This window comes from Candidatus Pelagibacter giovannonii (assembly GCF_012276695.1).
In the GTDB taxonomy this organism is placed as follows: Bacteria; Pseudomonadota; Alphaproteobacteria; order Pelagibacterales; family Pelagibacteraceae; genus Pelagibacter; species Pelagibacter giovannonii.
The window spans coordinates 650422-666209 of the sequence record NZ_CP038852.1; the positions used below are offsets into that span (position 1 = coordinate 650422).

General features: G+C 29.3%; 14 protein-coding genes and 1 riboswitch. Of the genes, 4 read left to right on the forward strand and 10 right to left on the reverse strand.

Annotated features, from left to right (window positions below):
• Positions 1-59: 59 nt before the first annotated feature.
• Complete coding sequence (gene secA, locus E5R92_RS03645; RefSeq protein WP_168606747.1) at positions 60-2606, forward strand: preprotein translocase subunit SecA; 2547 nt, start codon at positions 60-62, stop codon at positions 2604-2606.
• On the opposite strand, the gene E5R92_RS03650 is transcribed toward secA, so the two are convergent.
• Positions 2601-3707: an acetyl-CoA carboxylase carboxyltransferase subunit alpha gene (locus E5R92_RS03650; protein ID WP_168606748.1), complete on the reverse strand. Its 1107-nt coding sequence runs from the start codon at positions 3705-3707 to the stop codon at positions 2601-2603. The genes secA and E5R92_RS03650 overlap by 6 nt on opposite strands.
• Positions 3708-3798: 91 nt before the next feature.
• Positions 3799-3886, forward strand: a riboswitch (glycine riboswitch).
• 70 nt (positions 3887-3956) lie between these two features.
• Here E5R92_RS03650 and E5R92_RS03655 point away from each other — a divergent pair.
• Positions 3957-6158: a malate synthase G gene (locus E5R92_RS03655; RefSeq protein ID WP_168606749.1), complete on the forward strand. Its 2202-nt coding sequence runs from the start codon at positions 3957-3959 to the stop codon at positions 6156-6158.
• Here E5R92_RS03655 and recR read toward each other — a convergent pair.
• The 5 genes from recR to kdsB all read right to left on the reverse strand — a co-directional run bounded on the left by recR (position 6145) and on the right by kdsB (position 10473).
• Entirely contained in the window at positions 6145-6756 is a 612-nt protein-coding gene (gene recR, locus E5R92_RS03660) for a recombination mediator RecR (protein ID WP_168606750.1), read from the reverse strand. The genes E5R92_RS03655 and recR overlap by 14 nt on opposite strands.
• A gap of 4 nt (positions 6757-6760) precedes the next feature.
• A complete protein-coding gene (locus tag E5R92_RS03665; protein ID WP_168606751.1) occupies positions 6761-7078 on the reverse strand; it encodes a YbaB/EbfC family nucleoid-associated protein in 318 nt (105 codons plus the stop codon).
• A gap of 3 nt (positions 7079-7081) precedes the next feature.
• Entirely contained in the window at positions 7082-8755 is a 1674-nt protein-coding gene (gene dnaX / locus E5R92_RS03670) for a DNA polymerase III subunit gamma/tau (RefSeq protein ID WP_168606752.1), read from the reverse strand.
• A gap of 144 nt (positions 8756-8899) precedes the next feature.
• Positions 8900-9730 (reverse strand): prephenate dehydratase domain-containing protein, encoded by an 831-nt coding sequence (locus E5R92_RS03675; protein ID WP_168606753.1) that lies wholly within the window; start codon positions 9728-9730, stop codon positions 8900-8902.
• A 2-nt stretch (positions 9731-9732) separates the two neighbouring features.
• Positions 9733-10473, reverse strand: a complete 741-nt coding sequence (kdsB, locus tag E5R92_RS03680; RefSeq protein WP_168606754.1) for a 3-deoxy-manno-octulosonate cytidylyltransferase — start codon at positions 10471-10473, stop codon at positions 9733-9735.
• A 103-nt stretch (positions 10474-10576) separates the two neighbouring features.
• Between kdsB and E5R92_RS03685 the strand changes: the two genes are divergently transcribed.
• On the forward strand, positions 10577-11116 hold the full coding sequence (locus E5R92_RS03685) for a c-type cytochrome (RefSeq protein ID WP_229704567.1): 540 nt from the start codon (positions 10577-10579) through the stop codon (positions 11114-11116).
• On the opposite strand, the gene argF is transcribed toward E5R92_RS03685, so the two are convergent.
• Genes argF through E5R92_RS03700 form a run of 3 tightly spaced genes read right to left on the reverse strand, consistent with a single transcriptional unit; the run spans position 11108 to position 14022 of the window.
• A complete protein-coding gene (gene argF, locus E5R92_RS03690) occupies positions 11108-12037 on the reverse strand; it encodes an ornithine carbamoyltransferase (protein ID WP_168606756.1) in 930 nt (309 codons plus the stop codon). The two genes, E5R92_RS03685 and argF, sit on opposite strands and share 9 nt — an antisense overlap.
• A gap of 2 nt (positions 12038-12039) precedes the next feature.
• Positions 12040-13206, reverse strand: a complete 1167-nt coding sequence (locus E5R92_RS03695; protein WP_168606757.1) for an aspartate aminotransferase family protein — start codon at positions 13204-13206, stop codon at positions 12040-12042.
• A 3-nt stretch (positions 13207-13209) separates the two neighbouring features.
• Positions 13210-14022, reverse strand: a complete 813-nt coding sequence (locus tag E5R92_RS03700; RefSeq protein WP_168606758.1) for an ABC transporter permease — start codon at positions 14020-14022, stop codon at positions 13210-13212.
• A gap of 122 nt (positions 14023-14144) precedes the next feature.
• On the opposite strand from E5R92_RS03700, the gene E5R92_RS03705 reads away from it, so the two are divergent.
• The gene (locus tag E5R92_RS03705; RefSeq protein ID WP_168606759.1) at positions 14145-14645 is read left to right on the forward strand and encodes a GcrA family cell cycle regulator; all 501 of its coding nucleotides are present in this window, start codon (positions 14145-14147) and stop codon (positions 14643-14645) included.
• 164 nt (positions 14646-14809) lie between these two features.
• On the opposite strand, the gene E5R92_RS03710 is transcribed toward E5R92_RS03705, so the two are convergent.
• Positions 14810-15778: a complex I NDUFA9 subunit family protein gene (locus E5R92_RS03710; RefSeq protein WP_168606760.1), complete on the reverse strand. Its 969-nt coding sequence runs from the start codon at positions 15776-15778 to the stop codon at positions 14810-14812.
• Between the last annotated feature and the right edge of the window lie 10 nt (positions 15779-15788).

Here is a 15788-nt window from a genome sequence, read left to right on the forward strand (position 1 = left end):
AAAATATTTATTTAATACTTATATTAAAAGTTATAGTTAATTATATACCAGAAAATCAAATGCTTAATCCCTTAAATTTTATCGCAAAATTCATTAAATCTAGCAATCAAAAAGAGCTCGATAGAATTAAAAAAATAGTTGTAAAAGTTAACTCCTTAGAAGCTACTGTTAAAAACCTTAGTGACGAAGACTTCCCTAAAAAAACTATAGAATTGAAAGATAGACTTAATAAAGGTGAAAATATAGACGATCTATTACCTGAGGCTTTTGCACTTGTGAGAGAGGCTTCCAAGAGAACAAGAAATGAGAGGCATCATGACGTTCAAATACTTGGAGGTGTTGTGCTTCACGAGGGTAAAATTGCTGAAATGAGAACTGGTGAGGGTAAAACTTTAACAATAAGTCTTGCAGCTTACTTGAATGCCTTGTCAGAAAAAGGCGTGCATATAGTAACTGTAAATGACTATCTTGCAAAAAGAGACTCGCAAGAAATGGGAGAGATATATAAATTTTTAGGGTTAACTTTTGGCTTTATAAATAACGAACAGGATGATCTTGAAAGAAAAATAAATTATAATTTTGATATTACATATGCAACTAATAGTGAATTAGGGTTTGATTATCTTAGAGATAATATGAAATTTTCAAAAGAGCAAATGGTTCAAAGAGGTCATATTTATACTATTGTTGATGAAATAGATTCTTGTTTAATTGATGAGGCTAGAACTCCACTTGTAATATCAGGAGCTGCTGAAGACAAGACAGAACAATACCTTGCGATTGACAAACTTATAAAAAGATTATTACCAGAGCATTATGAAATCGATGAAAAAGATAAAAATATATTACTTACTAATGAAGGAATAAATAGGGTAGAAAAAATATTTTCTGACGCAGGAATACTAAAAAATAATAATTTTTATGATCCTGAAAACTTAAGTTTAGTCCACCATGTAAATCAATCTTTAAGGGCTCATCATTTATTTGAAAAAGGAAAGGATTATATTGTTAAAGATGGAACATTAAAAATTATTGACGAACTTACAGGCAGAATATTAGAAGGAAGAAGGTTTGGAGATGGCTTACACCAAGCACTGGAAGCTAAAGAAAGAATAGATGTTCAAGCTGAAAATCAAACTCTAGCATCGATAACTTACCAAAATTATTTCAAACTCTATAATAAAATTTCAGGATGTACTGGAACTGCAGCAACTGAGTCTCAGGAATTTTATGAAATATATAACTTAATTGTAGTTATCATTCCTACAAATAAAGAAATGATTAGAAAAGATTGGAATGATCAAATTTTTAGAACTGAAGAAGAAAAAAATAAAGCCATCATTGAAAAAGTTCTTGCGTGTCACAAAAAAAATCAGCCAATATTAATTTTTACTTCTAGCATCAATAAATCTGAAATTTATTCAAAATTACTAAATAATGAAAAAATTAAACATGTGGTTTTAAATGCAAAAAATCATGAAAATGAGGCTGAAATCATTGCAAATGCTGGAAAAATGAATTCAGTAATAATCACAACAAGTATCTCGGGTAGAGGTGTCGATATTCAGTTAGGTGGGAAAAAAGGAAGTCAACCTGATGATGAACTTTTAAAAAATAAAAATAAAATAAAATCACTTGGCGGACTATTTGTTATTGGCACAGAAAGAATGGAATCTAGAAGAGTTGATAACCAAGCCAGAGGAAGAGCTGGTAGACAGGGCGATGAAGGAAGTTCAATTTTTTATGTTAGTTTAGAAGATGACTTAATGAGAATTTTTGGTTCCGAGTCTATGAATAATATTCTTCAAAAATTAGGCTTAAAAGATGGAGAAAGTATTGATCACCCCTGGATTAATAAAGCACTTGAGAGAGCTCAACAAAAAGTTGAAGCTAGAAACTTTGATATAAGAAAGAATTTATTAAAATTTGATGACGTTTTAAATGACCAAAGACATGTAATATTCTCTCAAAGAAATGGCGTAATGAATAGTGAAAAAGTTTTTGATTATTCAGATGAATTTTTATCTGAAATTATTAGTCATTTGATCACTCTAAAAACACAAAAACTATCAACAACTAAAAATAATGAATTTAATAATCAGTTAAAAACTTTACTAGGAAAAAGTGTAGACGATAATGAATTTAAAAATGTTACTGAATTAAAAGATGAAGAATTCAAAAATAAAATTAATTCTAAGTTTTTAGAAGCAAGAAATGAAAGAATTAAAATGCTGGATGAAGAAAAAGCAAAAGAAGTTGAAAAAAGAATTTTTCTTCAATGTATAGATTTAAACTGGAAGTCACATATTCAATATCTTGAACAACTGAGACAAGTTATTGGTCTAAGGTCTTATGGTCAAAGAGATCCATTGGTTGAGTATAAAAAAGAAGCTTTTTTTCTTTTCGAGAACTTATTGAATAAATTAAAAATGGATTTTGTTACGATCTTAATCAATTTAAAAATAGTTCAAGAACCTACTCAAGAAAAAGAGTCTCTTGAAACAACCAAAATTGATTCAAAATATATTGGGAAAAAAATAAGCAGAAATGAACCCTGTCCATGTGGCTCTGGGAAAAAATATAAAAAATGCTGTGGTGCTTTATAATGAAAATACTAAATAGCCCAATAAAACTATTAATCCAATTACAGTTATTAAATTTAACTTAGATCGAAAGAAATTTTTAATAAATATATTAACCTTGTTTTCTTTCATGCTAAGTGTGCTTGAATCATCTAATTGATTAACGAATCCTTTAGATCTTCCAATAGTCAAGAATTTATTTTTTCTGTGATTAAAAATTTCTTCTCCACTCATATTAAAAAATTCACTCAGATTTTTTTCAATTGATCTTCTTACGTTATCTAGTATTAAGTCTCTATCTCTATGAGCGCCACCAATTGGTTCTGGAATAATTTCATCAATTACTTTTAGTTCTAAGAGGTCTTTTGAAGATAATTTCATTGCCTTTGCTGCCTCTAAAGTTCTTTTGGGGTCTCTCCATAAAATTGTGGCACAGCCTTCTGGGGATATCACTGAGTAAATTGCATTTTCTAACATGATTACTTTGTTAGACGAAGCAAGTGCTATTGCACCTCCTGATCCACCTTCTCCAATAACAATTGCGAGAGTTGGAACATTTAACGACATGCAGCACTCAATTGATTTAGCAATTGCCTCTGCTTGACCTCTCTCTTCTGCGCCTACACCAGGGTAGGCTCCGGGTGTGTCTATAAAAGAAATTATCGGAATGTTAAATTTATTTGCTAATTTCATTAATCTAATTGTTTTTCTGTAACCCTCGGGCCTCATCATTCCAAAATTTCTTTCAATTCTACTTTCAAGGCTATCCCCTTTTTCTTGACCAATAACTAAGACAGATTTATCATTAAATTTTGCAAATCCTGCTAATACTGATTTATCTTCTCCATAAAATCTGTCACCTGACAATGGGATAAAATCTTCAAATAAATTATCGATAAAAAATTTTGCTTTAGGTCTATCTTCATGTCTTGCAACTAAGGTAGTTTGCCAAGGGTCTAAGTTAGAGTAAATCTCTTGTAGCTTATTATCTATCTCTTTTTGAGACTCAGAAATTTTTTTTGTATCCACTTCCGAAAGACCATCTTGATTATAAGGGTCTTTAAGTTTGTCTATTTCTAACTCTAAATTTTTAACATCTGTTTCAAAATTTAAATAATTTTTCATATGATTGTTTAATTATTAATTAATTAAGAAAAAAGGCAATAAAATGTTTTAAATAATTTATATTTGACATAATTTTATTAAGAGGTAGTCTTAACTAATATCGGGAGAGACTATTCAATAATAGCGCCGAAGGAGCAACCACCCCGGAAACTCTCAGGCAAAAGGACCGATAATAAACATAACACTCTGGAAAGAGATTTTTCTCGCCGAAGGAGCAAAACTCTCAGGCAAAAATACAGATGGGGTAAAATGGGTGCTATGAAAGAACAATATACAAAAATACACAATCTATTAGTTTCTAATAAATTACTTAACTTCATTAATGAAGAATTACTTAAAGACACAAATATTTCTTCAAAAAAATTCTGGGAAGGCTTCGACAATGTAGTTCATGAGCTAGCCCCAAAAAATAAAGAATTATTAAAAATAAGAGAAGATTTACAAAAAAAAATAGATGATTGGCATATTGCAAATAAGGGTAATGAAATCAATCTAGAAGAATATAAAAAATTTTTAAAAGAAATTGATTACTTAAAAGAAGTAGGCCCTGATTTTAAGATCAAAACAAATAATGTTGATGAAGAAATAACTAATATTGCTGGACCACAATTAGTTGTCCCCATTATGAATGATAGGTATGCACTTAATGCTGCTAATGCAAGATGGATGAGTTTATATGATAGTTTATATGGTACTGATGTAATAGAGCAATCTGAGGATAGTGCATCACAAAGATATGACCCCCTAAGAGGAGAAATGGTTATTAAATATGGAAGAAATTTTTTAGAAAGATACTTTCCACTAGAAAATATAATTATCGGATGGGCAAATATAACTGGATTTAAAATAGAAAATGGTTCACTTATCATTTGTAAAGACAGCCAAGAGACAAAATTAAAAAATAAAAGTAAATTTATAGGCCACAGAGGTGAAGCTAAAAATCCTTCTGCAATAATTCTAAAAAATAACAATCTTCATATAGAAATAATTATAGATCCAAAGGCATTTAGCGCAACACAGGATCCTGCTAAAATTAGTGATATAATTGTTGAAGCAGCAGTTTCAACTATTTGTGATAATGAAGATAGTGTTGCTGCAGTTGATGCAGATGACAAGGTTGTTTGTTATCGTAATTGGCTTGGACTTATGAAAGGTGATTTAAAATCAACTTTTGAAAAAAATGGAAAGACTTATGAACGTAGATTAAATCCTGATAGAAGTTATATTTCTAAAGATGGAAAAGGATTAAAATTACATGGAAGAAGCTTATTATTAATAAGAAATGTTGGACATCTTATGACCAATTCTGCAATTCTTTTAAAAGATGGTTCTGAAATACCAGAAGGTATTATGGATGCTTTTATAACTTCAGCGGCTTGCCTTCATGATATTAAAAAGAAGGGTAATTCTAGAAGTGGTTCTATTTATATTGTTAAACCAAAAATGCATGGTCCTGATGAAACTTCGTTTACAGATTTAATTTTTACTAAAGTTGAAGAAATTTTAGGATTGGAAAAATATACATGCAAAATTGGTATTATGGATGAAGAGAGAAGAACCTCTTCAAACTTAAAAGAGTGTATTAGAACTCTAGAAAATAGAGTATTTTTTATTAATACTGGTTTTTTAGATCGTACCGGTGATGAAATGCACACTTCAATGGAGGCTGGTCCCATGATTAAAAAAGGAGATATGAAATCTTCTAAATGGATTGGTGCTTATGAAAATAATAATGTTGATATTGGTCTTCAATGTGGTTTTTCAGGCAAAGCTCAAATTGGTAAAGGAATGTGGGCTATGCCTGATAAAATGACAGAAATGATGGATCAAAAAACTGGTCATTTAAAAGCTGGTGCAAATTGTGCTTGGGTTCCCTCACCTACTGCGGCAGCTCTTCATGCCCTTCATTATCATGAAATAAATATCTTTGAAAAACAAAAAGAAATTCAAAAAAGAGAATCTGCAAAACTGGATGACTTGTTAACAATTCCTGTGGCAGATAGACCAAACTGGTCAATGGAAGAAATTAACTCTGAAATTTCCAATTCTGCACAAACTCTTTTAGGGTATGTCGTAAGATGGATAGATCATGGAGTTGGCTGTTCAAAAGTACCTGATATTAATAATGTTGGTTTGATGGAGGATAGAGCCACTTTAAGAATTTCTTCTCAACATATAGCTAATTGGATACATCACGATATTTGTACAAAATCACAAGTTATGGAAGTGATGAAAAAAATGGCAAAGATTGTTGATGATCAAAATAAGAATGATGGTGCTTATACTCGCTCTGGAAGAGGCAGTTATGAAATAATGTCTGAAAATTTTGAAAACTCAGTAGCTTTTAAAACAGCCTGTGATTTAATCTTTAAGGGAAAAGAACAACCTTCTGGTTATACAGAACCATTATTACACCTAAATAGATTGCTAAAAAAATCTAGTCAGAACTAGTTTTTATTCCAGTTCTATTTTTAAAAGCAGAATATAAAGTTCCATCATCAAGACTTTCTATTTCACCACCAACAGGTAGTCCTTGAGCAAGTTTTGTAACTTTAGTAGAAGTTTTTTTTAAACTGTCCTCTATGTAATAAGCTGTAGTTTGACCTTCAACTGTTGCGCTTGTTGCCAGTATAACTTCTTCAATATTTTCTCTTGAAACTCTTTCTACTAATGAATTAATCAAAAGATCTTCTTTTCTCTGACCAGCAGAAGAAATGGTTCCACCAAGAATATGAAAATAACCTTTATAAATATTTGAATTTTCAATTGACCATTGATCAGCAATGTCTTCAACTACACAAATTTTATTATATTTTTCCTTTGAATTTTCACAATTATTACAGCCTAATGAATTAGATTTTAAAGTACCACAAGATTGACATCTAATAACATTTTTATAAACTTGCGCCAAAGTGTTTGCCATTGGCTTTACAAGTTCATCTCTATTATTAATAAGTTTTAATACAATTCTTTTTGCAGATTTAGGACCTAAGCCAGGGAGTTTAGAAATTAATTTAATTAACTCTTCTATCTCATTAATATTTTGCATGTTCTTAAAGCGGCCATTTAAAACCAGGAATACCAAATCCACTTGTAGACTTAGAAATTTCTTCAGATGTCTTGGATTTCAATTCTGATTTTGCATTATTATGAGCAGCAACTATCAAATCTTCAATTATAATCTTATTTTCTTTTAATATTTCGTCTGAAAGATCAATTTTGATCATTTCATTTTCACCGTTTAAAGTAACTTTTACAGAATTTGAACCAGACGCTCCTTCTACTTGAATGTTTTTTATTTTTTCTTGGCTCTCTTTCATTTTAGCCTCTAATTCTTTTGCTTTATCTAAAATTTTTGTAAAATCAGTCATTTATTAATCTTCTTTTTTAGTTTTAACATCAATTAGTTCTGCATCAGGGAAACTTTTTAAAATATCTTTATAAATTGAAGAATTTTTTACACTTTCTATCAAATCTTTTTTTTTATTAATTTCTTCTTCCTTTTTAGATGGCTGTCCTTTGGTTTTGCTTAGACTTATAATCCATCTTTCATTGGTCCATTCAAAAAGTTTTGTTGAAAGATCTTTAATAAAATCTTTATCTAAATCTTCATTAAATGATATTTCAATTCTTTTGTTTTCAAAACTTACAAGGTTAACATTTTTTTCTAATTCATATTTTAATTTAATCTCTTTTTTAAAAGAGCATATTTTTAATAGATCATCAAATGAATATATAAGGCTGGTATTTGTTTCAATTTTATTATTTTCTTTTTCTTTGATATCTTTTTCTTGAATGATATTTTTCATTTGCCCTATTGTTTCTGCTTTATCTTTTATTCCAAATATATCTTCGTTTGTTTTTTCTCGTGAAAAAGATGTTTGATTTTCACTTTCAGCTATTGGTCTACTATCTTTGTTATAATCATCACTATCTTGCTTAATACCTTTTAAATGAATTAGTCTAATTAAGAACATTTCCATTGATAAATGTTGATTAGAAACAATATCAAGCTCCTCTAGTGTTTTAATCGTGAATTGCCAAAATAATACTAAGGTTTCATTGTTAACTTTTTCTGAAAGATCTTTAATTTTATTAAACTCTTCATCATTCAATAAAAAATTATTACCATCTAAATTTAGTGACTCGATATTTTTAAAATAATACAAGAGTTCTAGAAAATCATTAATAAAAATTTTTGGTTCAACACCTTGGTTGTATATTTCTCTATAAGTGTTGAGAACTTCAGTTTCTTTACCCTCAAATATCAATTCAAATAAATCAATTAATTGAGACTTATCAAAATAACCAAATATTTTTTGTGCTGTTGCAAGATCTAATTCTTTGTCTTTATCCAAAGTAAGTAAAGCCCTATCAAGTAACGATAGCGCATCTCTAACTGAACCCTCAGAAATTTTAACAATCAATTTAAGAGCATCATCTGATGCGTTACCACTTTCTTTTTCTTTTATTTTCTTAATAAAATCAAACAACTCTAAAGATTTAATTCTAGATAAATCAAATCTTTGACAACGTGAGATCACTGTAATTGGAATTTTTTTTATTTCTGTTGTTGCAAAGATAAATTTTAAATATTCTGGTGGCTCCTCTAAAGTTTTTAACAATGCATTGAATGCTTGTTTGCTAAGCATGTGCACTTCATCAATTATAAATATTTTATATTTAGCAGTAGTTGGGCCATATCTAGAAAATTCAATAAGGTCTCTTACATCGTCTACTCCTGTTTTACTTGCTGCATCCATTTCCAATACATCAATATGATTTGAGTTAGAAATTGCATTACAATTTTCGCAAAGTTCTTCTTTACACAAGTTATCTATTCCATTTGAACAATTTAAAGATTTAGCAACAATCCTTGCTGTAGTAGTTTTTCCTATTCCTCTAATTCCAGTAAAAAGATAGGCATTAGGCACTTTATTAGCCTTAATAGCATTAGAAATTGTTTCCGCAACAACATCTTGCCCTATAAGATCATTAAATGTCTGAGGTCTATACTTTAAAGCTAAAACTTTTGTATTTTTATTCATTTTATTTAAAGGAGACTAGAACCTAAATAACTGTCTCTACGACTGCTTCCGTTAAGATCTGGTCGGGTTCAAGCAGCATTCACCTCTAGCCTCCAAAACTATTATAACAGTAATGTTTTCTAATCTACAAGAAAAGTTTCTAGATTATTTTTCTCTAAATTTATCAGCTTCAAAAACACCTAGTACGTGAAAATCTTGACAATGAAGTCCTAATTCTTCCAAAGATTTTTGAACTTTTGGATCATCTATGTGGCCATCTAAATCGCATAAAAAAAAGTATGACTCAAATGAATTTTGTTCTGGATAGCTTTGAAGCTTTGTAAGATTAACTCCATTAATAGCAAAACCGCCTAATGATTGATACAGAGCTGCAGGCTTACTTTTCAGTTTAAACAGAAAAGAAGTTATATATTTCTTTTCACCAAAATCAGGCTGTAAAACTTCATTGCCCATTATCAAAAACCTTGTGGCATTACCTTCTTCATTCTCAATATTTTTTGAAAGTATTTTTAGATCATAAATTTCTGCACTCAAAGAAGAGGCAATCGCTGCTTCAGTTTTAATTTTAGTCTTTGAAATTGTCTCAGCTGAACCAGCAGTGTCAGCACGAATATGCTCAACTAAATTATTTTTTTTAATAAATTTAGAACATTGGGATAAGCCTTGGGAATGAGAATAGACATCTTTTATATCACTTAAATTACTGTTTGGTTGTCCTAATAAATTATGCTCAATTTTATGAAAATGTTCAGCATAAATATTTAGTCTATACTTAAAAATAAGATATTCGATTCCAATATTTCCTGTAATTCGATTTGATTCAGGAATTACCATTCTCGAGTTTTTATCTTGAGATGTTTTTAAAAAACATTCATCAAATGTTTTACATGGAATTACCTCTGCCTTAGAATCTATTTCTAACGCTGCTAAATGTGAATATGCACCAAATGTGCCCTGAAAATAAATTTTGCTCATTTTTATGATTTATATTCCATAATTTTTTTTATAGCCAGATAATCTTCTTTTGTATCTACACCTATAGGAGAAAAATTTGCCAAAGCAACACTGATTTTCAAATTATTATCTAATGCTCTTAGCTGCTCTAATTTATTTTGCTTTTCACTTGATGTTTGTTCCAGACTAACAAATTTTTTTAATACACTTGTTTTATATGAATAGATTCCAATATGATGATAAATATTTTGATTATTTTTTGAAAAACAATCTCTAGTAAAATTTAATGCTTTTGGAAAATTATCTTTTTCTAGTTTTGACTCCGTAATAACCTTAACTACATTTTGATCATTTAACATTTTATCTCTTTTAATTTCTGCTGCTAGTGTTCCAATTTCAGAATTGTTATTGATCATAAAGTTATTTAAATTTATAATATCATTTTTGTCGATATTTGGTTCGTCTCCTTGGAGATTTAGTATAAAATCAATGTCCTTAATGTTGAGTTTTTCATAGGCCTCAAAAATTCTATCTGTACCAGTCTTATGAGTGCTGCCAGTTAAAATCGCTTTGCCTCCATTTTTTTCAACATCATCAAGTATTTCTTTATCTTCTGTTGCTACTACAACTTCGCCAATTTTTGTTTCCTCTGCTTTTTTAAAAACATGAGAAATCATTGATAAATTATTAATTTTTAAAAGTGGTTTACCTGGCAATCTATTTGCCGACATTCTTGATGGAATTAATATTAATGTTTTAGCCATTATAAATTTACCATTTTGTGCGTCTAACAGACGCAAAATTAAAAATTAAAAATTAAGTATTTTTTTAATTATCATGTTATATCTGCAAAATAATAATAATTATATGGATTCGTTCGAGCTTAATAAAATTATTGCAGCAATTTTAATGGTTGCACTGCTTGTGATCGGTTTAGGAAAGATTGCAGATGGTGTCTTTCATGTAGATAAACCAGAAAACCCTGGGTATAAAGTTGAAGTAGAGGGACAACTAGCCTCTACAACATCTCAAGTTACTGAAGTTGAACAAAAAGTAGATATTGCAGCTATAATGGCGCTAGGCGATGTCACTTCTGGAGAAAAAATTTTTAAAAAATGTGCAGCATGCCACTCAATAAATAAAGGTGGAAAAAATAAGATTGGTCCTGCATTATACAATGTCGTTGGTAGGGCAGTTGGTGGAGTAGATAATTATAAGTACTCTAAAGCCTTATCTTCATATGGTAAAGAATGGTCATTTGAAGAATTAAATGGATTCTTAAAAAAACCTGCTTCTTATTTAAAGGGAACTAAAATGTCATATGCTGGTTTAAGAAAAGAGAAAGACAGGGCTTCTGTAATTAAATATTTAAATCAAAGCAGTGATAGCCCTAAACAGCTACCTTAGTTTCCCAAAACAATACAATAAAATACTTTTTTGAACGTGTACTCTATTCAGGGCCTGTAACCATACTTCTGAATTTTTTCCTAAAAAAACATCTCCCGTAACCTCTTCTCCCCTTGGAAGACAGTGTAAAAAAGTTGTGTCTTTTTTAGCAAAACCCATCAATTTTGAATTAATTTGAAAGTTTTTAAAATCTTCAATCTTTTTATTTTTATTAACTCTATCATTTAATGAAATTACTTTATCTGAAAAGATTACATCAGCATTTTTAACTGCTTTTCTTGCATCATTAAAAATATGAATTTTTCTTTTATTTTTTTTAACCCAATCTAATACAAATCTTTTAGGCTCATAATGCTTGGGACAGCCAATATTTAAGTTGAAAGAAAATTTAACTGAAGCAGCTATTAAGCTATTCAGAACATTATTCGAATCTCCAATCCAACAAATATTTAATTTAGAAATAGATTTTTTTTTAATTTCTTCAACTGTAAAAATGTCTGATAGCACTTGCGTTGGGTGAGATGATGGGCTTAAACCATTTATTACTGGTATCTTTAAATATTTACTAAATTCTGTTATTTTTTCATCACTATCAGTTCTCAGCATGAAGCCATCTCCATAAGTTGATAAGATTTTGGCTGTATCTGCTAGACTTTCTCCACCTTTTCCTAGATGCAATTCGTTAGCTCTGAGAGTTATGGTTCCTCCACCTAATTGTTTTATTGCGAGATAAAAACTTAATCGTGTTCTTAAACTTGCTTTTTCAAACATTTGAATAAGCAATTTACCTTTTAAAGGTTTGTCCTTATCAATTTCTAGAGTGTTATAATTTTTTCTTTTTTGTTTTCTTTTTTTTGCATCAGCAATGATCTTTTTAAGGTCTGCTGAAGGTATGTCTTTAAGGTTGATGAAATGTTTCATTTTTATTTATAAGTAGAGCACACTTTTTTAATAATTTTTATTGCTATATTTATTTCTTCTTTTTTAACATTTAGAGGAGGTAATATTCTAATAACATTTTCAGCTGCTCTAATTGTTAATAATTTATTATCCATTAGTTTCTGTACAAATTTTGTTTGATCATTATGAAGTTGTAGTCCTATTAGTAAACCAACGCCTCTTACTTCTTTAATTACTTTAGGAAATTCTTTTCTTAATTTATTTAATTCTGAATGAAAGTATTTTGATAATTTTTTAACATTTGAAAGAAATCCTTCTTTTAATATTTGATCTAAAACAGCATTTCCAACAGACATAGCCAGCGGGTTACCACCAAATGTTGACCCATGAGTTCCGGCTGTCATTCCTGATGCTACTTTTTTATTCATTAAGACTGCACCCAGTGGAAAACCCCCACCAATACCTTTTGCTATTGGTACAATATCAGGCTTAATCTTTGAATTTTCAAATGCAAAAAAATTTCCACTTCTTCCAATTCCACACTGAACTTCATCTAAAATTAATAAAATTTTTTTCTTATCACAAATTTTTCTTAATTCTTTTAAACACCAATTGGGTATAGCTTTAATTCCTCCTTCTCCCATCACAGTTTCAACCATAATAGCAGCCGTTTTTTTTGTTATTTTTTTTTTAAAATCTTTATGATTTCCAAATTCAAAATGGTCAAATCCATCAACTTTTGGTCCAAAACCCTCCGTCATCTTCTTTGATCCACTAGCATAAATTGTAGCTAATGTTCTTCCATGAAATGAATTTTTAATACAAAGAATTCTATTTTTTGAAGGTTGCCCTATTGAATAAAAATATCTTCTTGCAACTTTAATAGCAGCCTCTGTGGCTTCTGCTCCACTATTTTGGAAAATAACAAAATCTGCAAAAGTTTTTTTGGCTAATCTTTTAGCTAATTTTTCTCCCTCCGGAATTATAAACGCATTAGAAACATGCCAAAGTTTTCTAGATTGCTTACTAACTGCTTTTACCAAATTTGGGTTTGCATGCCCCAAGGAATTAACTGCTATTCCCTGAACAAAGTCTAAATATTTTTTTCCATTAGTAGAATATAAAAAACTTCCCTTTCCATACTTAAAGGAAATTGGTCTTCTATTATAATTTTTTGCTAAAGCGCTCATTAACTAAGACTTAATTTTATAACCTTTTTTGTAAAGAAAAAAAGCTACATACCAAATTAAAACACTTAGTATTGATAAATATATCAATCCTATATTTATTGAACCATCTGACTTACCTAAAAAGCCATATCTAAAACCATCAATCATATAAAAAAATGGATTAATATGACTTATTGTTTGAAAAAATTGTGGAAGTTTATCTATTGAATAAAATACTCCAGATAAAAAACTTAGGGGTGTAATAACAAAATTAGTGACTGTTGCCGTATGATCAAACTTTTCAGCCCAAAGACCAGTAATAAAACCTAAGCTTCCCAAAATAAATGCTCCTAAAAAACCAAAGACAAAAATATATAAAATATTATATATTGGTATTTCAACTATTAGAGAAAAAACACCTATTGAAATTGTAGCTATTAAAAAACTTCTTGTTAGGGCTGCTAGTATTATTGCCATTGAAACTTCAAGTGCTGATAATGGTGCATAAAGCATATCAACAATGTTTCCTTGGATTTTTCCAATCATCAATGAAGAAACTGAATGACTGAATGATTGACCCAAAATACTCATTGCAATTAGACCGGGGGCTAGAAAACTTATAAAAGAATAACCAAGTACATCCCCTCTGTTATTACCTAAAGCTAGGGATAAAACTGATAAAAATAATAGACTTGATACAAGTGGAGATAACAATGTTTGTTGCCAAACTACCATGAACCTATTGCACTCTTTAAGCCATAAACTTTTAAAGCCAATCCAATTTACAAAACCAAACTTTTTAACTCCGATATGATATTTTTTATTCAATTCAACCATAAGTAATCATATATAAATTTTTAAAAAAGATGTGTATAAAACAGAAAAATTAATTGTCTTTTTATTAATCTTGTGTGATCTATATATAGTTATAAAATTAATTAACATACTAAATATAGAATATGAGCTGGAACGAAGAAAAAGTAGAAAAGTTAAAAGAGCTTTGGGGCAAAGGGAGCACTGCAAGCCAAATCGCTGAAATAATTGGTGGTATTACTAGAAATGCAGTAATTGGCAAAGCTCATAGATTAAATTTATCATCAAAAATTAAAACAAGAAATGCATCTTCAAGCCAAAATTTTGATAATATTTCAGAAGAAGGTTCTTCTAAACAAAGAAAAGGTAGAAAAAGTAAGTTTCAGTCCTTAATTATTGAAAAAGATTTTGAACCAGAAAATCCTAAGAAATTAGAAGAACTAGATGAGAACTCTTGTAAGTGGCCTATAGGACATCCGGAAGAACAGTCATTTTATTTTTGTGGACGATCGTCTCTAAAAGATTTTTCATATTGCAAACTTCATTTGCTATATGCCTATCAGCCAAAAGGAAAAAAAGAAGAGCCTGTAGCTGACAAAGATGAAGAGACCCCCCAGTATATTGATAAAAAAACTAATACTGCTTAATAATTTTTAAATTTAGTTAATCTTATTTCTTATTTTTTTCATTAAATCCTCTGATCAAAGATTTTATGATTAGATAAATTAGGAAAGTGAAAATTGAGAATATTAAAAAATAAATTATATTAATTATCATAAATGATCATACAATTTTTGTATAGGGAGTTCTATTAAGAATTAGCTGGGTTATATTTTTTTGTAGAAAATTGCCCACCTTCTCTCCACATATAGCTATATTTTTCCACTTCATTATCAAATACTCTTGTACTTGGAACTCCAATATCAGCATTGGTTTGATATTTACCTGAAGGTACATTGTCATATTTTAAAAGTGTAAGTTGATCTATTGTTAGAAGTGGTTTTGGAAATAATTGAAATACTTTAGCAGACATAGTTGCTGCGAAAAGAGGTAGTGGTATTAATAATCTTTTTTTATCTATTAAATATAATAATTTTTTTAAAATTTCTTTTAAGGATAAGATGTCAGGCCCAACACACTCTACAATTTTAGAATAAATATTTTTGGAGACAACATGGTAAATAATATCAGTTAAGTCCGAACAATGTATTGGAGCAAATTTAGTTGATCCATTATAATAAAGAGGGAAAAATGGAAGCCTACTTAGTAAGGTCATAAAAGACGTAGTAAAATTATCATCAACTGAATAAACTACAGAAGGCCTTAATATTGTTGCTAATGGAAAATTTTTTTGAATACTAAGTTCGCCATCTAATTTACTTTTTGCATACTCTGAATCTATTGCATTGTTTACCCCTAATGCTGACAAATGAATAAATTGCTGAACTTTATATTCTTTACAAAATTTAGCTAAAATAGATGGAAAAATTGAGTGAATGTTTTTGAAAGTATTACCCTTGCCACTTTCATACAAAATACCAATTAAATTTATACAAATATCCGTTTGGGAGAAAAGCTTTCTAATTTTTTTTTCATCAAAGATATTAGCTTCAACAATGTCTATGTATCCTGCATTAGCTTGAGTTTTTATTGCATATCCTTTTTGATGAAGGTTTCTAGTAACTACAGTTACTTTATAATTTTTTTTAGTAAGCTTTCTTATTAAATGACGACCTATTTGACCGCTACCGCCAAAGATTAGACAATTTTTTGCTTTCATATATATATAA

Excerpts from the sequence above, each read along its gene's own strand:
- kdsB (WP_168606754.1), bottom strand. The coding sequence starts at position 10,473 with ATGGCTAAAACATTAATATTAATTCCATCAAGAATGTCGGCAAATAGA.
- E5R92_RS03705 (WP_168606759.1), top strand. The coding sequence starts at position 14,145 with ATGAGCTGGAACGAAGAAAAAGTAGAAAAGTTAAAAGAGCTTTGGGGC.
- secA (WP_168606747.1), top strand. The coding sequence starts at position 60 with ATGCTTAATCCCTTAAATTTTATCGCAAAATTCATTAAATCTAGCAAT.
- E5R92_RS03700 (WP_168606758.1), bottom strand. The coding sequence starts at position 14,022 with ATGGTTGAATTGAATAAAAAATATCATATCGGAGTTAAAAAGTTTGGT.
- E5R92_RS03655 (WP_168606749.1), top strand. The coding sequence starts at position 3,957 with ATGGGTGCTATGAAAGAACAATATACAAAAATACACAATCTATTAGTT.
- E5R92_RS03685 (WP_229704567.1), top strand. The coding sequence starts at position 10,577 with ATGGATTCGTTCGAGCTTAATAAAATTATTGCAGCAATTTTAATGGTT.
- E5R92_RS03650 (WP_168606748.1), bottom strand. The coding sequence starts at position 3,707 with ATGAAAAATTATTTAAATTTTGAAACAGATGTTAAAAATTTAGAGTTA.
- E5R92_RS03710 (WP_168606760.1), bottom strand. The coding sequence starts at position 15,778 with ATGAAAGCAAAAAATTGTCTAATCTTTGGCGGTAGCGGTCAAATAGGT.
- dnaX (WP_168606752.1), bottom strand. The coding sequence starts at position 8,755 with ATGAATAAAAATACAAAAGTTTTAGCTTTAAAGTATAGACCTCAGACA.
- argF (WP_168606756.1), bottom strand. The coding sequence starts at position 12,037 with ATGAAACATTTCATCAACCTTAAAGACATACCTTCAGCAGACCTTAAA.
- recR (WP_168606750.1), bottom strand. The coding sequence starts at position 6,756 with ATGCAAAATATTAATGAGATAGAAGAGTTAATTAAATTAATTTCTAAA.
- E5R92_RS03695 (WP_168606757.1), bottom strand. The coding sequence starts at position 13,206 with ATGAGCGCTTTAGCAAAAAATTATAATAGAAGACCAATTTCCTTTAAG.
- E5R92_RS03665 (WP_168606751.1), bottom strand. The coding sequence starts at position 7,078 with ATGACTGATTTTACAAAAATTTTAGATAAAGCAAAAGAATTAGAGGCT.
- E5R92_RS03675 (WP_168606753.1), bottom strand. The coding sequence starts at position 9,730 with ATGAGCAAAATTTATTTTCAGGGCACATTTGGTGCATATTCACATTTA.